The organism is Mycobacterium sp. (genome assembly GCF_029961025.1).
Classification (GTDB): domain Bacteria; phylum Actinomycetota; class Actinomycetes; order Mycobacteriales; family Mycobacteriaceae; genus Mycobacterium.
In genome coordinates this window covers 339,834-362,721 of sequence record NZ_JASBVP010000007.1, presented here as the reverse complement: position 1 = coordinate 362,721, position 22,888 = coordinate 339,834, and the positions used below count along the sequence as shown (strand labels likewise).

20 protein-coding genes and 1 pseudogene are annotated in these 22,888 nt (G+C 68.1%); 5 read left to right on the top strand and 16 right to left on the bottom strand.

Annotated features, from left to right (window positions below):
* Window positions 1-245: 245 nt before the first annotated feature.
* A complete protein-coding gene (locus tag QJR12_RS11385; RefSeq protein ID WP_300582073.1) occupies window positions 246-881 on the bottom strand; it encodes a phosphoribosyltransferase family protein in 636 nt (211 codons plus the stop codon).
* Between the two features lie 202 nt (window positions 882-1,083).
* Between QJR12_RS11385 and QJR12_RS11380 the strand changes: the two genes are divergently transcribed.
* Entirely contained in the window at window positions 1,084-2,199 is a 1,116-nt protein-coding gene (locus tag QJR12_RS11380) for a glycerol dehydrogenase (protein ID WP_300582071.1), read from the top strand.
* Window positions 2,200-2,259: 60 nt separating this feature from the next.
* On the opposite strand, the gene lpqB is transcribed toward QJR12_RS11380, so the two are convergent.
* The 11 genes from lpqB to QJR12_RS11325 all read right to left on the bottom strand — a co-directional run bounded on the left by lpqB (window position 2,260) and on the right by QJR12_RS11325 (window position 16,109).
* Window positions 2,260-4,014, bottom strand: coding sequence for an MtrAB system accessory lipoprotein LpqB (gene lpqB, locus QJR12_RS11375; protein ID WP_300582068.1), 1,755 nt, complete (start codon window positions 4,012-4,014; stop codon window positions 2,260-2,262).
* Window positions 4,014-5,657, bottom strand: coding sequence for an MtrAB system histidine kinase MtrB (gene mtrB / locus QJR12_RS11370; protein ID WP_366526305.1), 1,644 nt, complete (start codon window positions 5,655-5,657; stop codon window positions 4,014-4,016). The genes lpqB and mtrB overlap by 1 nt, the downstream gene beginning before the upstream one ends.
* Before the next feature lie 58 nt (window positions 5,658-5,715).
* Complete coding sequence (gene mtrA, locus QJR12_RS11365; RefSeq protein ID WP_300582065.1) at window positions 5,716-6,402, bottom strand: two-component system response regulator MtrA; 687 nt, start codon at window positions 6,400-6,402, stop codon at window positions 5,716-5,718.
* 99 nt (window positions 6,403-6,501) lie between these two features.
* A complete protein-coding gene (locus QJR12_RS11360) occupies window positions 6,502-7,134 on the bottom strand; it encodes a dTMP kinase (protein ID WP_300582062.1) in 633 nt (210 codons plus the stop codon).
* A 162-nt stretch (window positions 7,135-7,296) separates the two neighbouring features.
* Window positions 7,297-8,775: an adenosylhomocysteinase gene (ahcY, locus tag QJR12_RS11355; RefSeq protein WP_300582060.1), complete on the bottom strand. Its 1,479-nt coding sequence runs from the start codon at window positions 8,773-8,775 to the stop codon at window positions 7,297-7,299.
* A gap of 116 nt (window positions 8,776-8,891) precedes the next feature.
* The gene (locus tag QJR12_RS11350) at window positions 8,892-10,406 is read right to left on the bottom strand and encodes an amino acid permease (protein ID WP_300582057.1); all 1,515 of its coding nucleotides are present in this window, start codon (window positions 10,404-10,406) and stop codon (window positions 8,892-8,894) included.
* A 473-nt stretch (window positions 10,407-10,879) separates the two neighbouring features.
* A complete protein-coding gene (locus QJR12_RS11345) occupies window positions 10,880-11,821 on the bottom strand; it encodes a cation diffusion facilitator family transporter (protein WP_300582054.1) in 942 nt (313 codons plus the stop codon).
* Window positions 11,818-13,044 (bottom strand): mannose-6-phosphate isomerase, class I, encoded by a 1,227-nt coding sequence (gene manA / locus QJR12_RS11340; RefSeq protein ID WP_300582052.1) that lies wholly within the window; start codon window positions 13,042-13,044, stop codon window positions 11,818-11,820. The genes QJR12_RS11345 and manA overlap by 4 nt, the downstream gene beginning before the upstream one ends.
* Window positions 13,045-13,051: 7 nt before the next feature.
* A complete protein-coding gene (locus tag QJR12_RS11335; protein ID WP_300582049.1) occupies window positions 13,052-14,140 on the bottom strand; it encodes a TobH protein in 1,089 nt (362 codons plus the stop codon).
* Window positions 14,137-15,549 (bottom strand): phosphomannomutase/phosphoglucomutase, encoded by a 1,413-nt coding sequence (locus QJR12_RS11330; RefSeq protein WP_300582047.1) that lies wholly within the window; start codon window positions 15,547-15,549, stop codon window positions 14,137-14,139. Before QJR12_RS11330 ends, QJR12_RS11335 begins: the two co-directional genes overlap by 4 nt.
* Before the next feature lie 104 nt (window positions 15,550-15,653).
* Entirely contained in the window at window positions 15,654-16,109 is a 456-nt protein-coding gene (locus QJR12_RS11325) for a DUF3499 domain-containing protein (RefSeq protein WP_300582044.1), read from the bottom strand.
* A 161-nt stretch (window positions 16,110-16,270) separates the two neighbouring features.
* Between QJR12_RS11325 and QJR12_RS11320 the strand changes: the two genes are divergently transcribed.
* The gene (locus tag QJR12_RS11320) at window positions 16,271-16,699 is read left to right on the top strand and encodes a metallopeptidase family protein (RefSeq protein ID WP_300582451.1); all 429 of its coding nucleotides are present in this window, start codon (window positions 16,271-16,273) and stop codon (window positions 16,697-16,699) included.
* 12 nt (window positions 16,700-16,711) lie between these two features.
* Here QJR12_RS11320 and QJR12_RS11315 read toward each other — a convergent pair whose 3' ends face one another.
* Window positions 16,712-17,080, bottom strand: coding sequence for a WhiB family transcriptional regulator (locus QJR12_RS11315; protein WP_366526304.1), 369 nt, complete (start codon window positions 17,078-17,080; stop codon window positions 16,712-16,714).
* Between the two features lie 348 nt (window positions 17,081-17,428).
* Between QJR12_RS11315 and cofD the strand changes: the two genes are divergently transcribed.
* From cofD to QJR12_RS11300, 3 genes and pseudogenes are all read left to right on the top strand, one after another.
* Window positions 17,429-18,421 (top strand): 2-phospho-L-lactate transferase, encoded by a 993-nt coding sequence (gene cofD / locus QJR12_RS11310; RefSeq protein WP_300582041.1) that lies wholly within the window; start codon window positions 17,429-17,431, stop codon window positions 18,419-18,421.
* 14 nt (window positions 18,422-18,435) lie between these two features.
* Entirely contained in the window at window positions 18,436-19,788 is a 1,353-nt protein-coding gene (locus QJR12_RS11305; RefSeq protein ID WP_300582445.1) for a coenzyme F420-0:L-glutamate ligase, read from the top strand.
* Window positions 19,789-19,801: 13 nt separating this feature from the next.
* Window positions 19,802-19,999 (top strand): annotated as a pseudogene (locus tag QJR12_RS11300) (NUDIX hydrolase); the annotation flags it as partial.
* Here the strand turns inward: QJR12_RS11300 and QJR12_RS11295 are convergent.
* The 3 genes from QJR12_RS11295 to rfbD are packed head-to-tail and all read right to left on the bottom strand — an operon-like array spanning window position 19,981 to window position 22,845.
* Window positions 19,981-21,054, bottom strand: a complete 1,074-nt coding sequence (locus tag QJR12_RS11295; RefSeq protein WP_300582038.1) for an NDP-sugar synthase — start codon at window positions 21,052-21,054, stop codon at window positions 19,981-19,983. The pseudogene QJR12_RS11300 and the gene QJR12_RS11295 overlap by 19 nt on opposite strands.
* On the bottom strand, window positions 21,051-21,926 hold the full coding sequence (locus QJR12_RS11290) for a glycosyltransferase family 2 protein (RefSeq protein WP_300582444.1): 876 nt from the start codon (window positions 21,924-21,926) through the stop codon (window positions 21,051-21,053). Before QJR12_RS11290 ends, QJR12_RS11295 begins: the two co-directional genes overlap by 4 nt.
* 10 nt (window positions 21,927-21,936) lie before the next feature.
* On the bottom strand, window positions 21,937-22,845 hold the full coding sequence (gene rfbD, locus QJR12_RS11285) for a dTDP-4-dehydrorhamnose reductase (RefSeq protein ID WP_300582035.1): 909 nt from the start codon (window positions 22,843-22,845) through the stop codon (window positions 21,937-21,939).
* Between the last annotated feature and the right edge of the window lie 43 nt (window positions 22,846-22,888).

The window sequence follows — 22,888 nt, the reverse complement described above, 5'->3', positions numbered from 1 at the left end:
GCCGGCGGGGGTTCACGCAGCATCTGCGGCAGACCACCCGCGGATGAAAGGTATCGGGAAGTCACCTCCTACCGCTACCGGTGAAGTGGCGCTCAACCTCGCAAAATCGTCACCGCGAGTCGGTTCACGGGTATCTGATCCGACGGTAGCCTGTGTTCACCGGCAAGTGCTAGTGCTTGCGCGCACCTGTTGCGAGTTGTTGACATCCGCGGTCCGATGAGCACCCCTCAGGTACCGGTGGCGAATTAGGCGGCGGCGAGCGTCAGCACCGCGGCTACCCGAGCACCCGCGCTTCGCAGGACACGAACAGACTCCCGCGCCGTCACCCCGGTGGTGACGACATCGTCGACGATCAGCACCTCGCCGGCTTCGGGAAGCGGCCCTCGCAAAACCACCCGGCCGACGATGTTGCGCTCCCGCGCAGCGCAGCTCAGGCCGACCGAATCGCGGGCCCACCCCTTAAGGCGCAACCCCGGAACTACCCCGATCCCCGGATGACCCGCCACCGCGGCCACCGCTACCCGGCTCACCGGATCACCTCCGCGCCGCCGCGCCGCCGCGCGTCGCGTCGGTGCCGGCACGATCGTCAGCGGCGTCTGAAGCATTCCCCAGGTCAGCAGCCGATGCACACCGAGGGCCAGGGCGCGCGCCAGCGGCGGGATGAGATCGGCACGGCCGTGGTCTTTCATCGCGACGATCGCTTGACGACGCACACCGGCGTAGCGCCCGAGCGCGAACACCGGCACCGTCGGGTCGACGCGCGGGCTCACCACGTGTGGCTGGTCGGGGCCGACCTCGAGTTGCTGTGCGCACACGTCACACCAGCGGGTGGCCGGCGCGCCGCAGCCGCCGCATGCCAACGGCAGGATGAGATCGAGCACAACCGCAGTGTGGCAGCAGCGGGTGACAGGGGCGTAGCGTCACAAAAACGACGCCACAAAACAGCGTGGGGCGACCCCCATCCCGTGAGCCGCACCTTCTACCGTGTTCACCATCGTCGAAAGCGGTCGATACGCTCCGGCGCCGATTGGCGGTCGCCCGCTGCAACCCGACGAAACCAACTCATAGGAAGGCAGGCTGATAATGCTTTCGGTCTTCTGCTCCCCGACCCGCTACACCCAGGGCAAGAACGCAACTGCCGCCCTCGGCGCCGAAATGACCACGATCGGCCTGCAAGGCCCCGCGCTGATCGTGGCGAGCCAACGGGTCGCTCACCTGTTGGGCCCCACCTGGAAAACCAGCCTGGCCGCCGAGAACATCACCTACGGCGTGCACCATTTCACGGGCGAATGCTGCAATACCGAGATCGAACGGGTCAAGGCACAGGCGCGTGAGCTTTCGGCCCGGACCATCATCGGCGCCGGCGGCGGCAAGGTGCTCGACACGGCGCGCGCCGCCGCGGCTGATTTGCGTCTTCCGATCGTGAACTGCCCGACGATTGCCTCCAGCGACGCCCCCTGCAGCGCCCTGTCGGTGGTCTATTCCGACGACGGCGTTTTCGAGGAATACCGCATTTATCCACAGAACCCCGAGCTGGTCTTGGTCGACACCGCGGTTATTGCGCAGGCACCGGCGCGGCTGCTCTCGGCCGGCATGGGTGACGCGCTGGCCACCTGGTTCGAGGCCCGGACCTGCGCCGCCACCTCGGTCCGCAACATGCGGGGGGGCGCGTCGACGCGTTCCGCCCTGGGTCTCGCCGAGCTGTGCTATCGAACGCTGCTGGCTGACGGCACCGACGCGTTGGCCGCCGTTGCCACCGGGTCGGTCACGCCGGCCCTCGAACGGCTCGTCGAGGCCAACACGCTTCTTTCGGGGCTCGGCTTCGAATCAGCCGGATTGGCGGCTGCCCACGCTGTCCATAACGGTCTGACCGTAGCCCCCGAAACCCACGATTTTTACCATGGGGAAAAAGTCGCGTTCGGCACTCTCGTGCAGCTGGTGCTCGAAGGGGCGCCGCAGGAAACGCTCACCGAGGTGTTGAGGTTCTCCCGAGCGGTGAATCTGCCCATCACTCTCAACGAGATCGGCCTTGGCGACGCCACTCGGGAACGCCTGGCGCCGATCGCCGACCGTGCTACCGCCCCCGGCGAAACCATTCACAACGAGCCATTCGAAGTCGTCCCGGAGACGGTCATCGACGCGATCCTCACCGCCGACGCGATCGGCAGGGACTTCCTCAAAAGCGTGCCCGCGAGCTAGCCGAGAACCGCGGCGAAGCCACCGGCGACTAGATCCGACGACTAGATCCGAAAAGTGCTGCTAGCCCGGCAGCACCGGCAGCGCCCCGGGTGTCGCCAACCCCTCCACGATCGACCAGCCCTGCTCGTTTTCCGGCGCCGAAGTCGACAACTGCGCCACCCCCGGGGGGGCGGCCACATACACCGTTGACGGGTTGGCCGCAACCGTGAACACCGGAGGCTGCAAACCACGGCTGGGCGCATCAGAATTCACCCCATCCAGGTTCACGTACGACACCGGATGAGCCGCGTCGGTGCGGCTGACCACAATGTCATCACCGGTGCGCCACGCCAACGACACCACCGAAAACCCCAGCCCAAATCCCAGCCGTCGGGGGTAGGTCAGGGCGAACTGGCCCGGCTGCCGCTGCTCGACACTGGCCAAGATCACCTGCCCCTGAATGACCATCGCCGCCCGGGTGCCATCCCGCGACAGCTGCAGCTCGCTGATCGGCCCCGGGAAACGGCTGGATACCGCCGCGGAATCCACCGGGATGCGGGTGGGCTGCCCGGAAGCCGGCTCCCGGATAGCCCGCAGCACGCTGGTGGTGTCGACCACCACCCATGCCGCGTCGTCGAGCGCCCAGCTGGGCCGCGACAGACTGCGCCCGTCGGCGGACGCCACCGCCTCACCACCTAGATCACCGATCCACAGCGTGGCCGCCATATCCGGGGAGCCGGGGTGCTGGGTCACCACCGACGCCACCCGATGCCCGCTGCGCGACAGCGCGGCGGCGGTCTGATCCGGTATCCGCCCCAAGTCTCCCGGCACCGGGACGGAATGCTGTCCGTCCAGCGCTACCAACAACCCGCCCACCAACGCATGCACCCCGGCGCCGGCGCCGTCGGCCACGCCCGGATCAGTGGCCGCGACATCGGAGGTGGTCCACCCGTCGGCGAACCTGTCATCCAGGGGAGCACCATCGGCGTTGATCACATACGGCCCCTTGATGTCCGCCCTGGCCAGCGTCCAAATAATCTGCGCGGCAACCAATTGCCGGCTGTGCGGATCGGTGGTGGAAAGGTTTTGCAAGTCGATCCGCGCACCGGCATAACCCTGCCCGACGCCGGTCTTTCCGCCATCGGCCCGGGTAACCGGGCCGCTCAAGCGCAGCGGCGGCGCCAGGAGATTCAGCACCGCGTGCGCCAATTCGGGACGCGGACCTGAAATCAGCTTGGACACCAATTCGGTAGCCAGTTGATTGCGGTCGGCCACCGCGATATAGCGCGGATCGGGAACCATGGTTTTCCCGGTCGGATCGGCGAAGTACAGCATGTTGCGCTTGTAGGTCGCCTGGAACTGCTGCCAATCCAAAAACACCCCATTGGGCAGCCGATTGATGCGCCAGCCGCCGGGTGTCTTGACCAATTCGATCGGCCCCGGATCCGGTAGTGCGCCCTCAGCAGTTTCAAAAACCCCCATGTCAGACAACGAACCCAAAATATCGGCCCGCATGGTGACCAAAATCCGGTCCGCACCGCGGTTTTCGACGAACATCACATGGTCGATCAGGGTGGCGCTGCCCCCGTCATCCCAGGCATTGGATGCCGACTGGGTCAGAAACTGCCGGGCAGCCAGGTGCCGGTTCGCCGGATCGGCTGTGGCTTTGAGAAATTCGCGCAGCAGTTTATCGGGATCCATGCCCGCGGCCGGTTTAGGCAGGTTCGACGGAGCAGTCCGCTCCACGGTACCGATAGCCTGCGGTGCCGACATGCCGGGCACCCCGGCGCAGCCGGCGAGTACCACAGCCAGGAGCAACACGGCCAGCCGCCGCATTACCCGCTCCTTTCGGCGTGCTCACGCTCGTGTTGAGAATATCGTTCCGGTGCAATCGGTTTCAGCGGTAGCGGACTGGTTGTGACCTTGTGTCCGCGTACCAACGGAAGCGTCAGCCGGAAGCAGGAGCCCTTGCCGGGCTCGCCCCAGGCCTCCAGCCGGCCCTGGTGCAGCCTCGCGTCTTCGAGGCTGATCGCCAAACCCAGCCCGGTCCCCCCGGAGCGCCGTACCCGCGACGGGTCGGCCCGCCAGAATCGGCTGAACACCAGCTTCTCCTCGCCGGGCCGCAACCCTACCCCGTAATCGCGCACGGTGACCGCGACGGTGTCCTCGTCGGCGGCCATCCGAATTCGCACCGGCTTGTGCTCGGCATGGTCGATGGCGTTAGAAATCAGGTTGCGCAAGATGCGCTCCACCCGGCGCGCGTCGACCTCGGCGATCACCGCGGACTCGGGCAGATCCACGATCAGCTTGACACCGGCGTCGGCGGCCAGGTGACCCACGCTGGTCAGCGCACTCGTCACGGTGGAGCGCAGGTCGACCGACTCGACGGACAGCTCGGCCACACCCGCGTCGTGCCGTGAGATTTCCAGCAGGTCGTTCAGCAGCGCCTCAAACCGGTCCAACTCGCTGACCAACAGCTCAGCCGACCGCCGCAACGCCGGGTCGAGGTTTTCGCTGTTGTCATAGATCAGGTCGGCGGCCATCCGCACGGTCGTCAGCGGGGTCCGCAGCTCGTGGCTGACATCGGAGGTGAAGCGGCGCTGCAGATTGCCGAACTCTTCGAGTTGGGTGATCTGTCGCGACAAACTCTCCGCCATGTCATTAAACGACAGCGCCAATCGGGCCATGTCGTCCTCGCCGCGCACCGGCATCCGCTCCGACAAATGCCCGTCGGCGAACCGTTCAGCGATGCGCGACGCGGAGCGCACCGGCACCACTACCTGACGCGATACCAGCAGCGCGATGCCCGCGAACAACACCAACAGCACCAGACCGCCGGTGGCCATGGTGCCGCGCACGAGGGCGATCGTGGCCTGCTCGTTGTTCAGCGGATAAATGAGGTACAACTCCAGGTTGGCCACCCGCGAGCGCGTCGGGGTGCCGATGATCAGCGCCGGCCCCGAGAAGCCCTCGGTGCGCACCGTCGCGTACTGGTAGGCCACCTGCCCGGCCTTGACGAAATCTCGCAGGGCGACGGGAACCTGGTCGATGGGCCCGGCCGCGGTGGCGGCCCGCGGGCCGTCACCGGGAACCACCAGTGCCGCGTCGAACGCACCCGCAAGACCGGCACCCAAGGTCGGGTCGGTCTTCGATGTCAACGTGTTGCGCGCGAGTTGCAGGCTACTGTCCAGGGAGCGCGCCTCTTCACCATTGACGATGCCGCTCACCGTGTTACGCGCCCGCTCGATCTGCTCGGTTGCGGCCTTGAGTTTTATGTCAAGCACCCGGTTGGTGATCTGGCTGGTCAGCACGAAGCCGAGCACTAAAATCACCGCGAGCGAAAGCCCCAGGGTCAGTGTCACTACCCGCAGCTGCAACGAACGACGCCAAAGAACACCCACGGCTCGACTTAGCGCGGTCAGCCCGCGCGTCAGCGGTGCCGAGCGGCGGTGAATACGCCGCCTCGAGGTCAAGATCACCGGCGCCGCCCCCGAATATCGCCGGCATCGCGGCGCTCTGCATCGTCGCCGGCGCGGATCACGGAGGTCCGGCCTTGTAACCTACTCCTCGAACGGTCAGTACCACCTGCGGGTTCTCCGGGTCTTTCTCGACCTTCGCTCGCAACCGCTGGACGTGCACGTTCACCAAACGGGTGTCCGCGGGATGTCGGTAACCCCACACCTGTTCGAGCAGCACATCACGAGTAAACACCTGGCGGGGTTTGCGTGCCAGCGCCACCAGCAAGTCGAATTCCAGCGGGGTGAGCGAAATCTGCTGACCATTGCGGGTGACCTTGTGGGCCAACACGTCGATGTCGACATCGGCGATCGAGAGCATCTCGGCGGGCTCGTCGTCGTTACGCCGCAGCCGCGCGCGCACCCGAGCGACCAGCTCTTTGGGCTTGAACGGCTTCATGATGTAATCGTCTGCGCCCGACTCCAGCCCCAGCACCACGTCGACGGTGTCGGTCTTGGCGGTCAGCATCACGATGGGCACACCGGAGTCCGCACGCAGCACCCGGCAGACGTCGATACCGTTCATCCCCGGCAGCATCAGGTCCAGCAGCACCAAGTCGGGGCGCAGTTCGCGGACCGCGGTGAGCGCCTGGCTGCCGTCGCCGATGACCGCGGTGTCAAACCCTTCGTTACGCAGCACGATGGTCAGCATCTCGGCCAGCGAGGCGTCGTCATCGACGACCAGAATCCTTTGCTTCATGGTGTCCATGGTGTCACCAGTTCGCGACAAATCTGAGGTATCACACGCGCGTTTCTTGCAGACGAGGCCGGCAAACACTCGCCCGGGGCAGCGACCGAAGACCCCGGCTCACCGGGGGATCAGGGTGGCGGCCAGCCGGCGGGGGTCCACCCCGGCGTCGACGACCACCCATCGCCCACCCCATCCGGCGGCGGCCAGCCCCGCGTACACCGCGCCGGCGCGCCGCTGAAGGTCGTCGTCGCGTTCGTAGCTGTCGCGCCCGCGGCCGGCGTCCAGCCGGGCCCGGCGGCGTGCCCGCCGCCGGGCCAGCTCGGGGGACACACCGAGCAGCACTTGGCAATCCGGCTCCGGCAGACGCAGCCGGCGGTATTCGATGGCGTACACCCAGGCCGCCACCTCGCCCATCGCGTCCTGGTGCAGGCGCGCGGCGCTGTAGGCGGCGTTGGAGGCCACGTAGCGATCGAGGATCACCACGTCGTGGTCGCGGCACAGCCCGCCGATCTGGTCCCTGGCGCCCGCACGGTCCAGTGCAAACAGCAACGCCATGGCGTAGACCGATGACGCCAGGTCACCGTGCTGCCCGCGCAGCGCTTCGGCGGCGATATCGGCCACCACCGACTCCCGGTAGCGCGGAAACGCCAATGTGGCCACCGAGAGCCCATCGGCTTCGATCGCTGCGCGTAGGGCGTCGCAGAGTGTGCGCTTCCCGGCACCGTCCACCCCTTCGATGGCGATCAACACGGCGCGAGCCTACCCAGAAAACCCGGCCGCCTGCCGACATTCGGCGGCAGTGCGCCGCAGCGCGCCAGGCGGTCCTCGCTGACCGGGACACTGCCACCGCAGCCGGTCGCGATCTCGCCCGCGACGTTGCCCCGGTCGCCACGCGCCGACCGAAACAGACCCTCAGTAGCGGTAGTGGTCGGGCTTGTAGGGGCCGTCGACGTCGACACCGATGTAGTCGGCCTGCTCCTTGGTGAGCTTGGTCAGCTTGCCGCCGAGCGCCTCGACGTGCACCCGGGCCACCTTCTCATCGAGGTGCTTGGGCAGCCGGTAGACCTCGTTGTCGTATTTATCGTTTTTGGTCCACAGTTCGATTTGGGCGATCACCTGGTTGGAGAAGCTGTTGCTCATCACAAACGACGGGTGCCCGGTGGCGTTGCCGAGGTTGAGCAGCCGGCCCTCGGAGAGCACGATGATCGACTTACCGGTGTCGGGAAAGGTCCACAGGTCGACCTGGGGCCGGATGTTGAGTTTGCTCGCACCGGAGCGTTCCAACGCGGCCATCTGGATCTCGTTATCGAAGTGCCCGATGTTGCCCAGGATCGCCTGGTTTTTCATCGCCTTCATGTGCTCGAGCGTGATGACGTCCTTGTTGCCGGTGGCGGTGATGACGATGTCGACCTCGCCGATCACGTCCTCGACGGTCTTGACGTCATAGCCGTCCATCAGCGCCTGCAACGCGTTGATCGGGTCGATCTCGGTGATGGTGACCCGGGCTCCCTGGCCCTTCATCGACTCCGCGCAGCCCTTGCCAACGTCACCGTAACCGCAGATCAGCACGTTTTTGCCGCCGATTAACACGTCGGTGCCACGGTTGATGCCGTCGATCAGCGAATGCCGGCAACCGTATTTGTTGTCGAACTTGGACTTGGTCACCGAGTCGTTGACGTTGATCGCCGGGAACGGCAGATCCCCGGCGGCGGCGTATTGGTACAACCGGTGCACACCGGTGGTGGTCTCCTCGCTGACGCCCTTGACCGACCCGGCGATCCGGGTCCATTTGGTCTTGTCGGCCTCGAAACCCTGCCGCAGCCGGTTCAGGAGCGCCTTAAGATCGGCCGGGTCGTCTTCGTCGGCGGACGGCACCACACCGGCTTTCTCATACTGCTTGCCGCGCAGCACCATCAGGGTGGCGTCCCCGCCGTCGTCGACGATCATGTTGACCGGCTTGTCGGGATCGGGCCAGGTCAGCGCCTTCTCGCAAGCCCACCAGTACTCGTCGAGGGTCTCACCCTTCCACGCGAACACGCTGACACCACGGGGCTCCTCGGGGGTGCCGTGCGGGCCCACCACCACCGCCGCGGCGGCATGATCCTGGGTGGAGAAAATGTTGCACGACGCCCACCTGACGTCGGCACCCAGCTCGACGAGGGTTTCGATGAGCACTGCGGTCTGCACGGTCATATGCAGCGAGCCGGAGATGCGGGCGCCCTTCAGCGGCTTAACCCCGGCGTATTCGCGACGCAGCGACATCAACCCCGGCATCTCGTGTTCGGAGAGCTGAATGTCGCGGCGGCCGTAGTCCGCCAGCGACAGGTCGGCGACCTTGAACTCGATGCCGTTGCGAACATCGGCGGTCAGTGCCGTTTCCGTAGTCGTCATCCTGAACCCCATCGTCGTCGGTGCAACTGCTTGGCTGGGCTCCACGTTAGCCACGACGCAGCGGGGGTGGGAAAGCCGGCCGGTTGAGTCGGTTGAGCACCCTACCCGTGGCTCCGTCATCCGGCCCGCAGCCGCGCCGAGCCACCGGAGCGCTCGGCCGCGGGGTGTGCCGCCCGGCGGCCGGCCAGCACCGAGTGCCGGCGACCATAGCCCAGGTAGATCACCGTCCCCGCCACCATCCAGACGGCAAACCGGATCCAGGTCAACACGGTGAGGTTGAGCATCAGCCACAGGCACGCGCACACCGATGCGATCGGCAGCAGCGGCACCCAGGGGGCCCGGAAACCCCGCTGCACGTCCGGTCGGGTGCGGCGCAACACGATCACCCCCGCGGACACCAGCACAAACGCGAACAGCGTTCCGACGTTGACCATTTCCTGCAGCTTGCCCATCGGTAACACCAGCGCCGCCGCGGCCACCGACAACGCCACCAGTGCGGTGATCCGCACCGGCGTGCCGCGGGGGCCGGTTTTGGCCAATGGCCGGGGCAGCAGTCCGTCACGCGACATTGCCAACAGCACCCGGCACTGCCCCAAAATCAGCACCATCACCACCGTTGTCAGCCCCGCCAGCGCACCGACGGAGATCACGCCCGATGCCCAGTACACCCCGTCAACGGCGAACGCGGTGGCCAGGTTGGCGTGCCGGCCGGCCGGGGTGGTCCGCAGGTCGGTGTAGGGGACCATCCCGGACAACACGACCGAAACCGCGACATAAAGCACGGTGACGATTGCCAGCGTGGCCAGGATTCCCCGCGGCAGGTCACGCTGTGGACACCTGGTTTCCTCTGCCATGGTCGCCACGATGTCAAACCCGATGAACGCGAAAAACACGATCGACGCCCCCGCCAGCACGCCATACCAACCGTAGTGGCTGGTATGGGCGCCGGTCAGCAGCGACAGCACCGACTGGTCGACACCCGTTCCGGCGCGGCCGGCCCGGGGCGGCGGGATGAACGGCGAGAAGTTTGCGGGATTGATGTAAAAAGCGCCGGCGATGACGACCAGCACCACCACCGAAACCTTGATCGCGGTGACGGCCGCGGAAAACTTCGACGACAACTTGGTGCCCAGCGAAAGCAACACCGCCACCAGCGCGACGATCAGCAGCGCGCCCCAATCGACCTTCAACGAGCCGACAGCGATGGTGCCGTTGATGAAGGCGAACACCGTGCCGAGGTAGCTCGACCAGCCTTTGGCCACCACGGCCGCGCCCATCGCCAGCTCGAGCACCAGGTTCCAGCCGATAGTCCAGGCGAAAAATTCGCCGAAGGTGGCATACGAAAAGGTATAGGCGCTGCCCGCAACCGGAACGGTCGAAGCGAATTCGGCGTAGCACAGGGCCGCCAGACCGCAGGTGACCGCAGCGATCAGGAAAGAGACCCAGATGGCCGGCCCGGTGATGTCACCCGCGGTGGACGCGGTGACCGTGAAAATACCGGCCCCGACCACCACGGAGACCCCGAATACCACCAGGTCGCGCCAATTAAGCTCCTTGCGCAGCCGCGTTCCCGGTACGTCGGTGCCGGCGATCGACTGCTCGACCGACTTCGTGCGCCAGCGGCCGGTCATGCACCTTTCCTTTCAGCTTTGCTTCCGTCTTTCCTTTTGCCTTTTGCGTTTCTTGTTCCTTTCGTGGGCACAGTACCGACTACGGTGCGCAGCTGCGCGGCGAGTTTTTGCGTCGCTTCGCCCTTCTGGACGGCGGCGATCCGGTGCCGTCGGCCGGGGCCGACCGCCCGGGTTGTCCGACACCGTTCCTCAACACTGGGTGAAACTGAGTTTCGCCCGGTGGGCGGCCCCGAACGGTCGTGGGTCGCCTGGATTTTTGCCGTGGTTCTGTGAGCACGGTCTTGGTGCGTGTCAGCTGCCGGTTGCCTCGTGGGGTGGCGGGTTTCCTGGGTGCTCGCTGGGTTGCCGGGGTTGTCCGGGTGTCGCGGTTGTTGACCCGGGGAGACGGAACCGAGGATGTTGCCGTCCGGGCAGACGCTGGTGACGGAGCGGACCGCCGCGCCCGGAAAGCGCGGGCGGACGCGGCGCGGCCGCTACCGGGTGCCCGACCGATCCAGGTCGGGCTCGATATAGATGACCCGCGCGGTCGGTATCGCCGCGCGGATATTGGCCTCGGCGGCGTCGATAACGGCCGCCACGGTTGCCAGCTGCACCTGGGGAGCCAGCGCGATCTTGGCCCCGACGAGCATCTCGTCGGGGCCCAGGTACTGGGTCCGAAGATGGATCAGGCGATCAACGTGCGCGGTGTGCTCCAGCGCCGCGCGGATGGCCCGGTCCTCGGCCCCGGTGGCGCCCTCGCCGATGAGCAGACTGTGCGTCTCGACCATCAGAATGATCGCGATGACCCCGAGCAGCCCCCCGATGCCGATCGTGCCGAGGCCGTCCCACACCGGGTCCCCGGTGACCGCCGTCAGGCCCACGCCGGCCAGCGCGACCGCCAGCCCGATCAGCGCCGCGGTGTCCTCCAGCAACACCACCGGCAGCTCGGGATTGCGGGAGCCCCGGATAAACCGCCACCAGCCGTCGTTGCCCTTCAACGGCCGCGACTGGGCTATCACGGTGCGAAAGCTGTAGCTTTCCAGCGTGATTGCCACCACCAAGATCACGATCCCCACCACGGGTGAACTCAGCGACGCCGGGTGGGTGATCTTGCGGTAGCCCTCGTAGAGCGCGAACACCGATCCGACCGCGAACAACACCAGCGCGACCATAAAGGACCAAAAGTAGCGACTGCGCCCGTAGCCGAAGGGATGCAGGCTGTCGGCTTGCCTGACCGCCGTCCGCTGGCCCAGCAGCAGCAGGCCCTGATCGGCGGTGTCGGCCAGCGAGTGCACCGACTCGGCGAGCATCGACGAGCTGCCGGTGATGAGATACCCGGCGAACTTGGCACACGCGATACCGGCGTTGGCCGCCAGTGCCGCCATGATGGCCCGCCTGCTAGCGGAGGCCGCCCTACCGCTCCCCGTTCCGCTCATAGGCCCACGGTCACCCGGAACAACGCGGCCGGCCGGCCCGCCAGCAGCCGGATCGGCCCGTCGTCGGCCGCCACCCAGGCGGCCATGCCGCGGCGAAGCGTGAGCATCCCCGACTTCCCGCAGACCGTCACGCGCCCCTCGGTGCACAACAGCATCTGCGGCCCGTCGTGTGCCGACGGTACGTCGACCTGATGGCCGAGGTAGCCGTCCTCGAGGCTCAACAGCGACACCGCGAACTCCTCAACGGGCGTGTCATAGACCAGCTCGAGTCCGTCTTTGTGTGTCGGGACCCGCAACTGGGCCTCGGTAGCGGGGGTGAAGTCCAGCACCCGCAGCAGCTCGGGCACATCCACGTGCTTGGGGGTAAGCCCGCCGCGTAACACGTTGTCGGAGTTGGCCATCACCTCTAGCGCTACCCCGCGCAAATAGGTGTGCAAATTACCGGCCGAGACGAAGATCGCTTCCCCCGGGGCCAGGCTGATCCGGTTGAGCAACAACGCCGCCAGCACACCGGCATCACCGGGGTAGCGCTCCCCCAGCTCCAGCACCGTCTTGGCTTCCGCAGCGAACTCCGTCGCCCCCGAGCTGACATAGTGGATAGCGCCGTCGAGCACGGCGGGCACCAGCACGTCGATGTCGGGCTGCGGAGCGGTGATCCACGTGGTGAACAGTGCTCGCAGGCCGTCGGCGTCGCACTGGCCGCTCAGCAAATCGATGAACGGGTCGAGGTCTGAGACCGCCAACGCCCGGAGCAGCTGCACGGTGCGCCCCGGCGGTCGAAACCCGGCCAGCACCTCAAAAGGCGCCAGCGCGATAGCCAGCTCGGGTTTGTGGCTCCTGTCGCGGTAGTTTCGCTCCGGCGAGGTGACCGGAATGCCGAGCTGCTCCTCGCGCTGATAGCCTTCCCGCGCCTGCGCCGCGCTGGGATGGGCCTGCAGCGACAGCGGCTCCTCGGCCGCGAGCACCTTGACCAGGAACGGCAGCGTTTCCCCGAAACGGGCCCGCACCGCCGTGCCGAGCTGTCCGTCTGGATCGGCGGTGAGCGCGTCTAGCAGCGATGTTTCGCCGTGCTCGGTTTCCAGCCACGCCGGGTCCCCGGGGTGCGCGCCCAGCCACAGTTCGGCCTCGGGGTGAGCGGCCGGCACCGGTCGTCCGGTGAATTCGGCGATTGCGGTCCGCGAGCCCCAAGCGTAGGTCCGTATCGCTCCGCGTAGCAGTTCCACGATCGTGTTATCCCCGCACCAGTCGCAAGTAAACCGCGGCCATTTCCAGCCGAAGCGCCAAAATGGCCAGCTGCTGCTCGGTCCGTCGCGCACCCGGCGGCGTCGCACTGCCGGGCGAATCGGGCGAATCGGGTACATCCTCGGCGCCGACGAGGTCCACGTCGTCAAGCCCGGCGACTCGCGCGGCCACCACCGTCCGGTCGCCGGGCAACGTCAAGGCCAGCACCCGCAGCCGCTCGGGCAGCGGACCGTCGATCTGGTCGTCGTGAAACAGCGCCTCCACCGGGGTGGGCCCGAACACCGCCGGGGAGCGCAGCGCCGCCACGGCATCCGCCAGCCCGGCCGCGGCGGCCACCTGATGGGCTACCCGCAGCAAGACCGAGCACCCGTGGCGGGCCAGCACCAGGGTGGCCGCACAGTCGCCGACCAATGCCACCCGCCGGCCGGACATGCGCTCGGCGAGCGTCTTTGCCGGGTTGGTGAACAGTTCGCGGCCGGGACTATTGCGCAACGCCTCGGCATCCAGCTGGTCGGCCAGCACCGCCAGGTCGGTGCCAAGCTTGGCGTCCACGCATCCCAGCGCGGCCAGGCCGGCGGCCAGGTATCGACAGAGCCCGAATTCGTCGCGCACCGGCAGCCGCGGCGACAGCACCGCGACCCGGCCCGCCGTGGCGTCGCGCAGCGGACCTTCGTAGGGCGCCACCACGACCACCCGAGCGCCACGACGCACCCCGGCCGCAGCCGCACCGACCAGCGTGGGGTCGCCCGGGTCGTCGCCGGCGACGATCAGCACATCGAGCGTCCCCAGCCACCGCGGTGGCTGGGCCGTGACAACGATCGGCTCGTCGGCCAGACCGCCCAACGCCGCCGCCAGCATGGCGCCGGCGGTCTCGGCGGTGCCCCGGCCGGCCACCCAGGTCACGGTGCGCGGGCGACCCTGCTCGCGCACCGAGTCCAAAAGGCCCTCGTCGAGCGCTGCGGCGGTGGCCCGCACCTGCGCGCCCGCGCTCGCCGCGGCGCGCAGCAGACCGTCACGGTCGGCGGCCATCAGGCCGGGGGCGTCATCGAGGTCGATCACGGCAGGAATAGCGTTCACCGCCGCGCCTTTTCACGCGGTCGCTCGCGCACGGCACCCGTTGCAGCCAGTTGCCCAGCGACCTGCTGCACCACCGCCTCGACCTCCTTGACGCTGCGCCCCTCGACATTCAACCGCAGCAGCGGCTCGGTGTTGGAGCTGCGCAAGTTGAACCAGCTGCCATCGGCTAAGTCCACGGTCACCCCGTCGAGGTGGTCGACGGAGCGGATCCTGGGGCCGAAGGACCTCAGCACCGCGTCGATCGCCGACGCCGCGTCGGCAACGGTGAAGTTGATCTCGCCGGAGGACTCATAGCGTTGGTAGTCGGCGGTCAGCTCCGATAACGGCCGCCGCTGCTCGCCGAGGGCGGCCAGCACATGCAACGCGGCCAGCATCCCGCAATCGGCGCCCCAGAAATCGCGGAAGTAGTAGTGCGCGGAATGCTCGCCACCGAAAATCGCGCCGGTCTCGGCCATCAGGGTCTTGATGTAGGAGTGCCCGACACGGGAACGCACCGGCGTGCCGCCACGCTCGAGCACCAGTTCGGGCACCGCCCGCGAGGTGATCAGGTTGTAAATCACGGTCGCACCCGCTTCCCGGTTCAGCTCGCGCGCGGCAACCAGGGCGGTCACCGTGGACGGCGCGACCGCACGGCCACGTTCGTCGACCACGAAGCACCGGTCGGCGTCGCCGTCGAAGGCCAGCCCGATATCGGCGCCGTTTTCTTGCACGTAGGCCTGCAGATCCACCAGGTTCGCGGGATCGAGCGGGTTGGCCTCGTGGTGGGGAAACCTGCCATCAAGTTCGAAGTACAACGGCAGCAAGGTAATCGAATCGATCGCGCCGAACACCGCCGGAGCGGTGTGCCCGGCCATCCCGTTGCCGGCGTCGACGGCCACCCGCAGCGGACGCAGCCCCGATAAATCCACCAGCGAGCGCAAAAACGCTCCGTAGTCACCCAGCACGTCGCGATCGGTGAGCTGGCCGGGCGGCCCGTCATAGCCGGGGACACCGGCGATCAGCTCGTCTCGGATTGCGGCGAGCCCGCTGTCTTGACCCACCGGTTTGGCGCCGGCCCGACACATCTTGATGCCGTTGTAGGCCGCCGGGTTGTGGCTGGCGGTGAACATCGCGCCGGGGCAATCCAGCAGCCCCGAGGCGAAATACAGCTCATCGGTGGAGGACAGGCCGATGCGCACCACATCCAGGCCCTGAGCGAGAACCCCGCGGGCAAAGGCGGCGGCCAGCGATGGCGAACTGTCTCGCATATCGTGGCCGATCACCACCCGGCGCGCACCCTCCCCGCGCACCATCCTGGCGAACGCGCCGCCGATGTCTGCTGCCAGCGACTCGTCGATCTCCTGGCCGACCAATCCCCGCACGTCATAGGCCTTGATCACGTGGTTGACAGCCGCGACGGGCCGAGACATACCGGGCTCCTGACGACGTGGACTCTTGGCACCCAAGCCTAGTCGTTGCGAATTCGGTTGCCCGTCGCTGCGCCGAACCCCTGTGAGTTTCCGCCGAGCCGCCGCTAGTCGGGGGGATCGGGCAGCACCCGCAGATGGCCCCGCCGGCGTCCGGCGCGGCTGGAGCGCCCGGTCGGGGCGTGCCGCCCGGCATCCGCCATGCCGGCGTGGCCACCGACGGGTCGGCCGGAATCGGCGGCGGCATCCGCTGCTTGTGGAGGAACACCGTTAAGCGAGGGGGCGGTCGTCAACCGCTGCCGCCCCTCACGTACCGCGTTGGCGAGCGCAACCAAGTCGTCCTCATCGGGATTGGCGGGCAGCGGGCCGGGATGGCGGACGAGTTCCCAGCCCCGCGGCGCGGTGATCCGCCCGGCGTGACCCACGCACAAATCCCAAGAATGGGGATCGGGCACGATGGCAAGCGGACCGATCACCGCGGTGGAATCCGAATAGACGAACGTCAGCGTCGCCACCGCGTAATGCGGACACCCGGGCCGGCAACAGCGACGGGGAACGGTCACGACCCAGAGGCTATCGTCAACAAACGGCCCGGCAGCGCCGGACACGCGCAGTGCCCCGGGCCGCGATGTGCAACCGTTACCATCGGTCAATGGGTGATTCGCGGGGCTTCCACCGACGCGCCCGGTCGCCGGGCAGATCGGCGTTGCGGCGGGGCCGGGATATCCGCGGGCCGCTGCTACCGCCGACGGTGCCCGGGTGGCGCAGCCGGGCCGAGCGATTCGACATGGCCGTGCTGGAGGCGTATGAACCCATCGAGCAGCGCTGGCATGAGCGGCTGTCGGAACTGGACATCGCGGTCGACGAGATCCCCCGGATTGCCCCTAAGGATCCCGACAGCGTGCAGTGGCCGCCCGAGGTGCTCGCTGACGGCGCGATCCCGCTGGCCCGGTTGATCCCCGCGGGAGTCGATGTCCGCGGCAACGCTACGCGGGCGCGAATCGTCCTGTTCCGCAAGCCGATTGAGCGACGCGCCAAGGACACCGTGGAACTGGGTGAATTGCTGCATGAAATCCTGGTGGCTCAGGTAGCCACCTATCTCGACGTCGAGCCGTCGGTGATCGACCCGACGATCGATGAGAACGGGGGCTGATCGCCCGCGCCGCTAGACGACGCCGCGCTTGAGCCGGCGGCGCTCCCGCTCGGAGAGACCACCCCAGATGCCGAAACGCTCGTCGTGCGCCAGGGCGTACTCCAGACACTCGGCGCGGACCTCACAGCCGAGGCAGATCTTTTTGGCCTCGCGGGTGGAGCCGCCCTTTTCGGGAAAGAACGCCTCGGGGTCGGTTTGCGCACACAATGCCCGGTCTTGCCACTGCTCCCTGGTGACCGCCGTTACCGCCACCCGCGGAAATAGCTCGGGCGCATCGGCAACCAAACTCAAATGCGGCCGTGTTATCGCGGCCGTTCTCGCGGTGCCGGCATTGACGTGCGGGGTGCCTCCCACCACGCCCCGCAGGTGCTCACAGGACATGCTCCGACTCCTCACCTGGTTGTTCGTGAATGTCGCCCGCTATTGTGATGTGGTTGGATCTGCGACCATCTCAATATTCGAACATGTGACCGAATCCCGGCTGCGACACGGTAATTGGTCGGGCCGAGAAATGACACTCATGTGATTACACACGCGTAAGCAACCGCGGTCAAGATCCGGAATGCAATTTCATACCATCTCGTGATCAAAATTTGGCGGTTCTGCGGTGCTTTGGCCTGCGGCGTGTCGCACCGGGTGGGCTGGTTGCGCTCTCGCCGGCTGTCGCCGGGAGATGGGGAAGCGCGGCCCACCCCCGCGGCCTCGCGAACTCCGCGTACTGTCTGCGGTGTGAAGGTCACGGTTCTCGTCGGCGGAGTCGGCGGCGCCCGTTTCCTGCTTGGGGTGCAGCGCCTGCTCGGCCTGGGTCAGTTTGCCCCCCAACACCTTCCGAGCGGTGACCACGAGTTGACCGCGATCGTCAACATCGGCGATGACGCCTGGATCCACGGGCTGCGGGTCTGCCCCGATCTGGACACCTGCATGTACACCCTCGGCGGCGGTGTCGACCCGGAGCGCGGCTGGGGCCACCGCGACGAAACCTGGCACGCAATGGAGGAACTGGCCCGCTACGGTGTGCAACCCGACTGGTTTCACCTGGGCGATCGCGATCTGGCAACCCATCTGGTGCGCACCCGGATGCTGCGGGCCGGCTACCCGCTGTCGCAGATCACCGCTGCGCTCTGCGACCGCTGGCGGCCGGGGGCGCGGTTGCTGCCGGCCAGCGACGATCGGTGCGAAACCCACGTGGTCATCACCGACCCTGCTGACGGCACCCGGCGGGCAATCCATTTTCAGGAATGGTGGGTGCGCTACCGCGCCCAGGTGCCCACGCACGGCTTCGCCTTCATCGGTTCTGAAACGGCCAGCGCAGCAACCGAATCGGCGCAAGCCCTCGCCGAGGCTGACATCATTTTGTTGGCGCCGTCGAACCCGGTGGTGAGTATCGGCGCCATCCTGGCGGTCCCCGGCATCCGGGCGGCACTGCGCTCAGCCACTGCCCCGGTTGTCGGATACTCGCCGATCATCGATGGAAAGCCGTTGCGCGGCATGGCTTATGAGTGTCTTACCGCAATCGGTGTGGAGTCCACCGCGGAGGCGGTGGGCCGCTATTACGGGGCCCGCAGCGACACCGGGATATTGGACTGCTGGCTCGTGCATGACGGCGAGCACGCCGCGATCGACGGTGTGGCCGTGCGATCGGTTCCCCTGCTGATGACCGACCCGGAAGCGACGGCCAAGATGGTGAGCGCCGGCCTGGAGCTGGCGGGGGTGCCGGCGTGAACGTCGGGGATCCGGTGCCGCCGGACCACGGCTCCGGCTCGCCCGTCGAGATCCTTCCCGTCGCCGGGCTTCCCGAATTCCGGCCCGGCGACGACCTCGGCGCGGCCCTGGCGGCGGCCGCGCCCTGGCTGCGCGACGGCGACGTGGTGGTCGTGACCAGCAAGGTGGTGTCGAAGTGCGAGGGCCGGCTGATACCAGCACCCAACGACGCCGTGAAACGAGACCGGTTGCGGCGCAAGCTGATCAGCCAGGAGTCGGTGCGGGTGCTGGCCCGCAAGGGCCGGACCCTGATCACCGAGGGCCGCCTGGGTGTGGTGCAGGCCGCCGCCGGGGTAGACGCCTCGAACGTCGGCCCGGCCGAACTGGCGCTGCTGCCCGTCGACCCGGATGCCAGTGCCGCGGCGCTGCGCGCCGCCTTGCGGGAACGTCTCGGTGTCACGGTCGCCGTCGTGGTCACCGACACCATGGGCCGCGCCTGGCGCACCGGCCAGATCGACGCCGCCGTCGGCGCCGCCGGTCTGACTGTGCTGCACAGGTATACCGGCGCCTTCGACCGGCACGGCAACGAGTTGCGGGTCAGCGAAATCGCCGTGGCCGACGAGATCGCGGCCGCGGCGGATCTGGTCAAAGGCAAACTGGGCGCCGTGCCGGTGGCGGTGGTGCGCGGACTTGGCGGCCGCATCGTGACCGACAACGGCTCCACGGCACAAGACTTGCTGCGACCCGGCGACGAGGATCTGTTTTGGCTCGGCACCGCCGAAGCCCTCGAATTGGGCCGCCGACAGGCCCAGTTGCTGCGCAGGTCGATCCGCCAGTTCGCCGACCGGCCGGTGCCCGCGCACCTCCTCGAGGCCGCCGTCGCCGAGGCCCTGACCGCCCCGGCCCCGCATCACACCCACCCGGTGCGGTTCGTGTGGCTGCAGACACCCCCGGTTCGCACCCGGCTGCTGGACGCGATGCGCGCCAAGTGGCGCTCCGACCTGATCGCCGACGGCCGGCCCACCGACGCCGTGGAGCGGCGGGTGGCGCGGGGCCAGATCCTCTACGAGGCACCCGAAGTCGTTCTCCCGATGCTGGTGGCCGACGGCGCGCACCGCTACCCCGATGCCGCTCGCAGCACCGCCGAGCACACCATGTTCACGGTCGCGGGAGGCGCGGCCGTGCAAGCCCTGCTGGTCGCGCTGGCGGTGCGTGGCCTGGGCAGCTGCTGGATCGGATCGACGATCTTCGCGGCCGAGGTGGTGCGCGCCCAGCTGGAGCTGCCCGACGACTGGGAACCGTTGGGCGCCATCGCGATCGGCTACCCCCACCAGCCGGTACAACCGCGGGACCCGGCCCCGCCCGCGGATCTGCTGGTGCGCAAATGAGCAAATAAGTGCCCCGGTCAGCTGCTCACCGGGCCTTTCGACCCGCCACCTGGACCCGCAGTTCACGGCCCACGCGCCGCCCGGGGCGCAGATCGCGATCAGCCGCGAGTCGATGAATCTGCGCTGGTGGCCGGTGGAGTCGTTGCCGCCGGGCAGCGACGACGCGCTGGCCTACCCGGTCTCCCGGGCGACTCAGACGTCGCTGGAGTAGCGGATACCGCCGTCGGGAATAACGACCCCGGGCCACACCCGGGCACCACGCAGCAGCTCACAGCGGGCGCCGATATCGGCGCCGTCGCCGATCACACCGTCCCGGATCAGTGCCCGCGGGCCGATACGAGCCCCGAAGCCGATGATCGACCGCTCGATCACGCTGCCGGCCTCGACCCGCACGCCGTCGAAGATGACCGCACCGTCCAACCGGACACCGGGGCCGATCTCGGCGCCCCGCCCGACGACCGTCCCGCCGATGAGCACCGCCCCCGGGGACACCGCCGCCCCGTCGTGCACCAACTTCTCACCGTGGTGACCGTGCAGGGCCGGAGACAGGGCAATGCCACGCACCAAATCCGCAGAACCCCGCACGAAGTCCTCCGGCGTGCCCATGTCCCGCCAGTAGCTGCCGTCCACATAGCCGCAGATCTTGACCCCCGCGGACAGCAGCGCCGGAAACACCTCGCGCTCCACCGAGACCTCCCGGCCCCGGGGAATGCGGCCGATGATCTCGCGGGAGAAGACATAGCAACCCGCATTGATCTGGTCGGTCGGCGGGTCCTCGGTCTTTTCGAGAAATGCGGTGACCCGGCCGTTCTCGGTGGGCACACAGCCGAATGCCCGGGGGTCAGAAACCCGGGTGAGGTGCAAAGTGACATCGGCCCGGCTGTCGCGGTGGTACTCGAGCAGCCGACCCAGATCCACGCCCGAGAGCACGTCGCCGTTGAACACCATCACGGTGTCGTAACGCAGTTGCCCCGCGACGTTGGCGATGGCGCCGCCGGTTCCCAACGGGTGCTCCTCGGTCAGGTATTCGATTTGCAAACCCAGCTTGGACCCATCACCGAATTCCGCCTCGAACACCGCCGGCCGATCAGACGTGCCCAGCACCACGTGCTCGATACCGGCCGCCGCGATTCGCGACAGCAGGTGCGTTAGCAGCGGCACCCCGGCGATCGGCAGCATCGGCTTGGGCGCCGACAGGGTCAGCGGCCGCAGCCGGGTGCCCTTGCCGCCGACTAAGACCACCGCATCGACCTCGGGGTGGGTCACCGTGTCCGCCGCCCTTCTGCCTGTGCGCGCCGCGACCGGCGCACCATCCACCGCGAGCGTGCCAGCAATCCGGCCCGCATCGTCCATCGCAGCGGCGCGCGCCACCAACCGGAATGCCGGTCGGCGAGGAAGATATAGGTGCTGCTGTGATGGGCCGCCAGGTTGCCGGCCGGATCGCGCCGGGTGACATGACCCTTGTGGTGCAGCACCTCAGCGGACGGCACATAGACGTTCAACCAACCCGCTTTGGCCAGCCGGTCGCCGAGGTCGACGTCCTCGAAGTACAAAAAATAACGCTCGTCAAAGCCGCCGACCTGGTCGAAGGCCGCGCGGCGCACCAGCAGACACGAACCCGACAACCAGCCCACCGGGCGCTCGCTGGGCTCCAGGCGCTGCTGGCGGTAAGCCGTCGACCACGGGTTGTCGCGCCAGATCGGTCCGAGCACCGCGTGCATGCCCCCGCGGATCAGGCTGGGCAGCTGGCGCGCCGAGGGGTACACCGAGCCGTCGGGCTCCCGGATCAGCGGGCCCAGGGTGGCCGCGCGGGGCCAGCGGGCGGCGGCGTCCAGCAGCGCGTCGATGCTGCCCGGCCCCCACTGCACGTCCGGGTTGGCCACGATGACCCACTCGTCGCTGACCTCGCCGTCTTTGGCGAGCTGGAGGATCGCACGGTTCACCGCCGTTCCGTAACCGAGGTTGGCCCCGGTGTGGAACAGCCGCACATCGGGGTAGCGCGCCACCGCCTCCTGCGGGGCCCCGTCGGTGGAGCCGTTGTCTGCCAGCAGCACCCGCACCGGCCGCTCGGTGGCCAGTGACAGCGATGCCAGAAAACGCTCCAGGTGCGGCCCCGGGGAGTAGGTCACCGTCACCACCGGCAGAATGTCACTCACGCGTCGAGGGTAACGGTCGCGGGGACTGCGCCGCGGACAATGCCCGGGCCACCGCATCCCGCCATGGCCGAAGCGGCGAGAGACCGGCCTGCACCGACAGCCGGGGTGACAACGCGGAGTAGCGCGGTCGGCGCGCCGGCCGCGGCTTGTGGTCGCTGGAGACCGGCAACACCCGCCGCGGGTCGGCCCCCAGCTCCTCGAACACCGCGCGGGCGAGACCGTAGCGGGTGACCGCCCCGTCGTTGGCGATGTGCATGATGCCCGCCGGCGCCCGCCCAACCCGCCCGTCGGCCACCTCCAGCAGCGCCGCGGCCAGATCCGCGACGTAGGTCGGTGAGCCGGTTTGGTCATCGACCACCTCCACGACGCCGTCGCCGGCGGCCAGCCGGCGCATGGTGGCGACGAAGTCGTTGCCGGCCCCCCCGGTGTAGACCCAGGCGGTGCGCACCACGGTGGCGTCCGGACATGCCGCCAGAACGGCCGATTCGCCGGCGAGCTTGGTGCGCCCGTAGGCATTCACCGGACCGGTCTGGTCGCCGGGCTCATAGGGGCGCGGCGGCCGGCCGCCGAACTCGCCGCTGAACACATAGTCGGTGGAAACGTGGATCAGCCGGGCGCCGGCGCGCGCGCAGGCGCGCGCCAGATACCGCGGGCCGGTCGCGTTGACCGCATACGCCCTGACCGCCTCGCTCTCGGCGGCGTCGACGTCGGTGTAGGCCGCACAGTTGATCACCACGTCGCCGGTCTGCACGATGCGCTCGGCGGCGGCCGGGTCGGTGATATCCCACTGCGCTGAGGTCAGCGCCAGCACGTCGCCGCCCCGGTCGGCGGCCGCCGCCGCCAAAAACCTCCCGACCTGCCCGCCGGCGCCGGTGATCACGATCCTGGCCGGCGGGCTCATCCGCGGCCGCCCTCGCTTGCGACCGGCAGGCACCCCCAGCGCA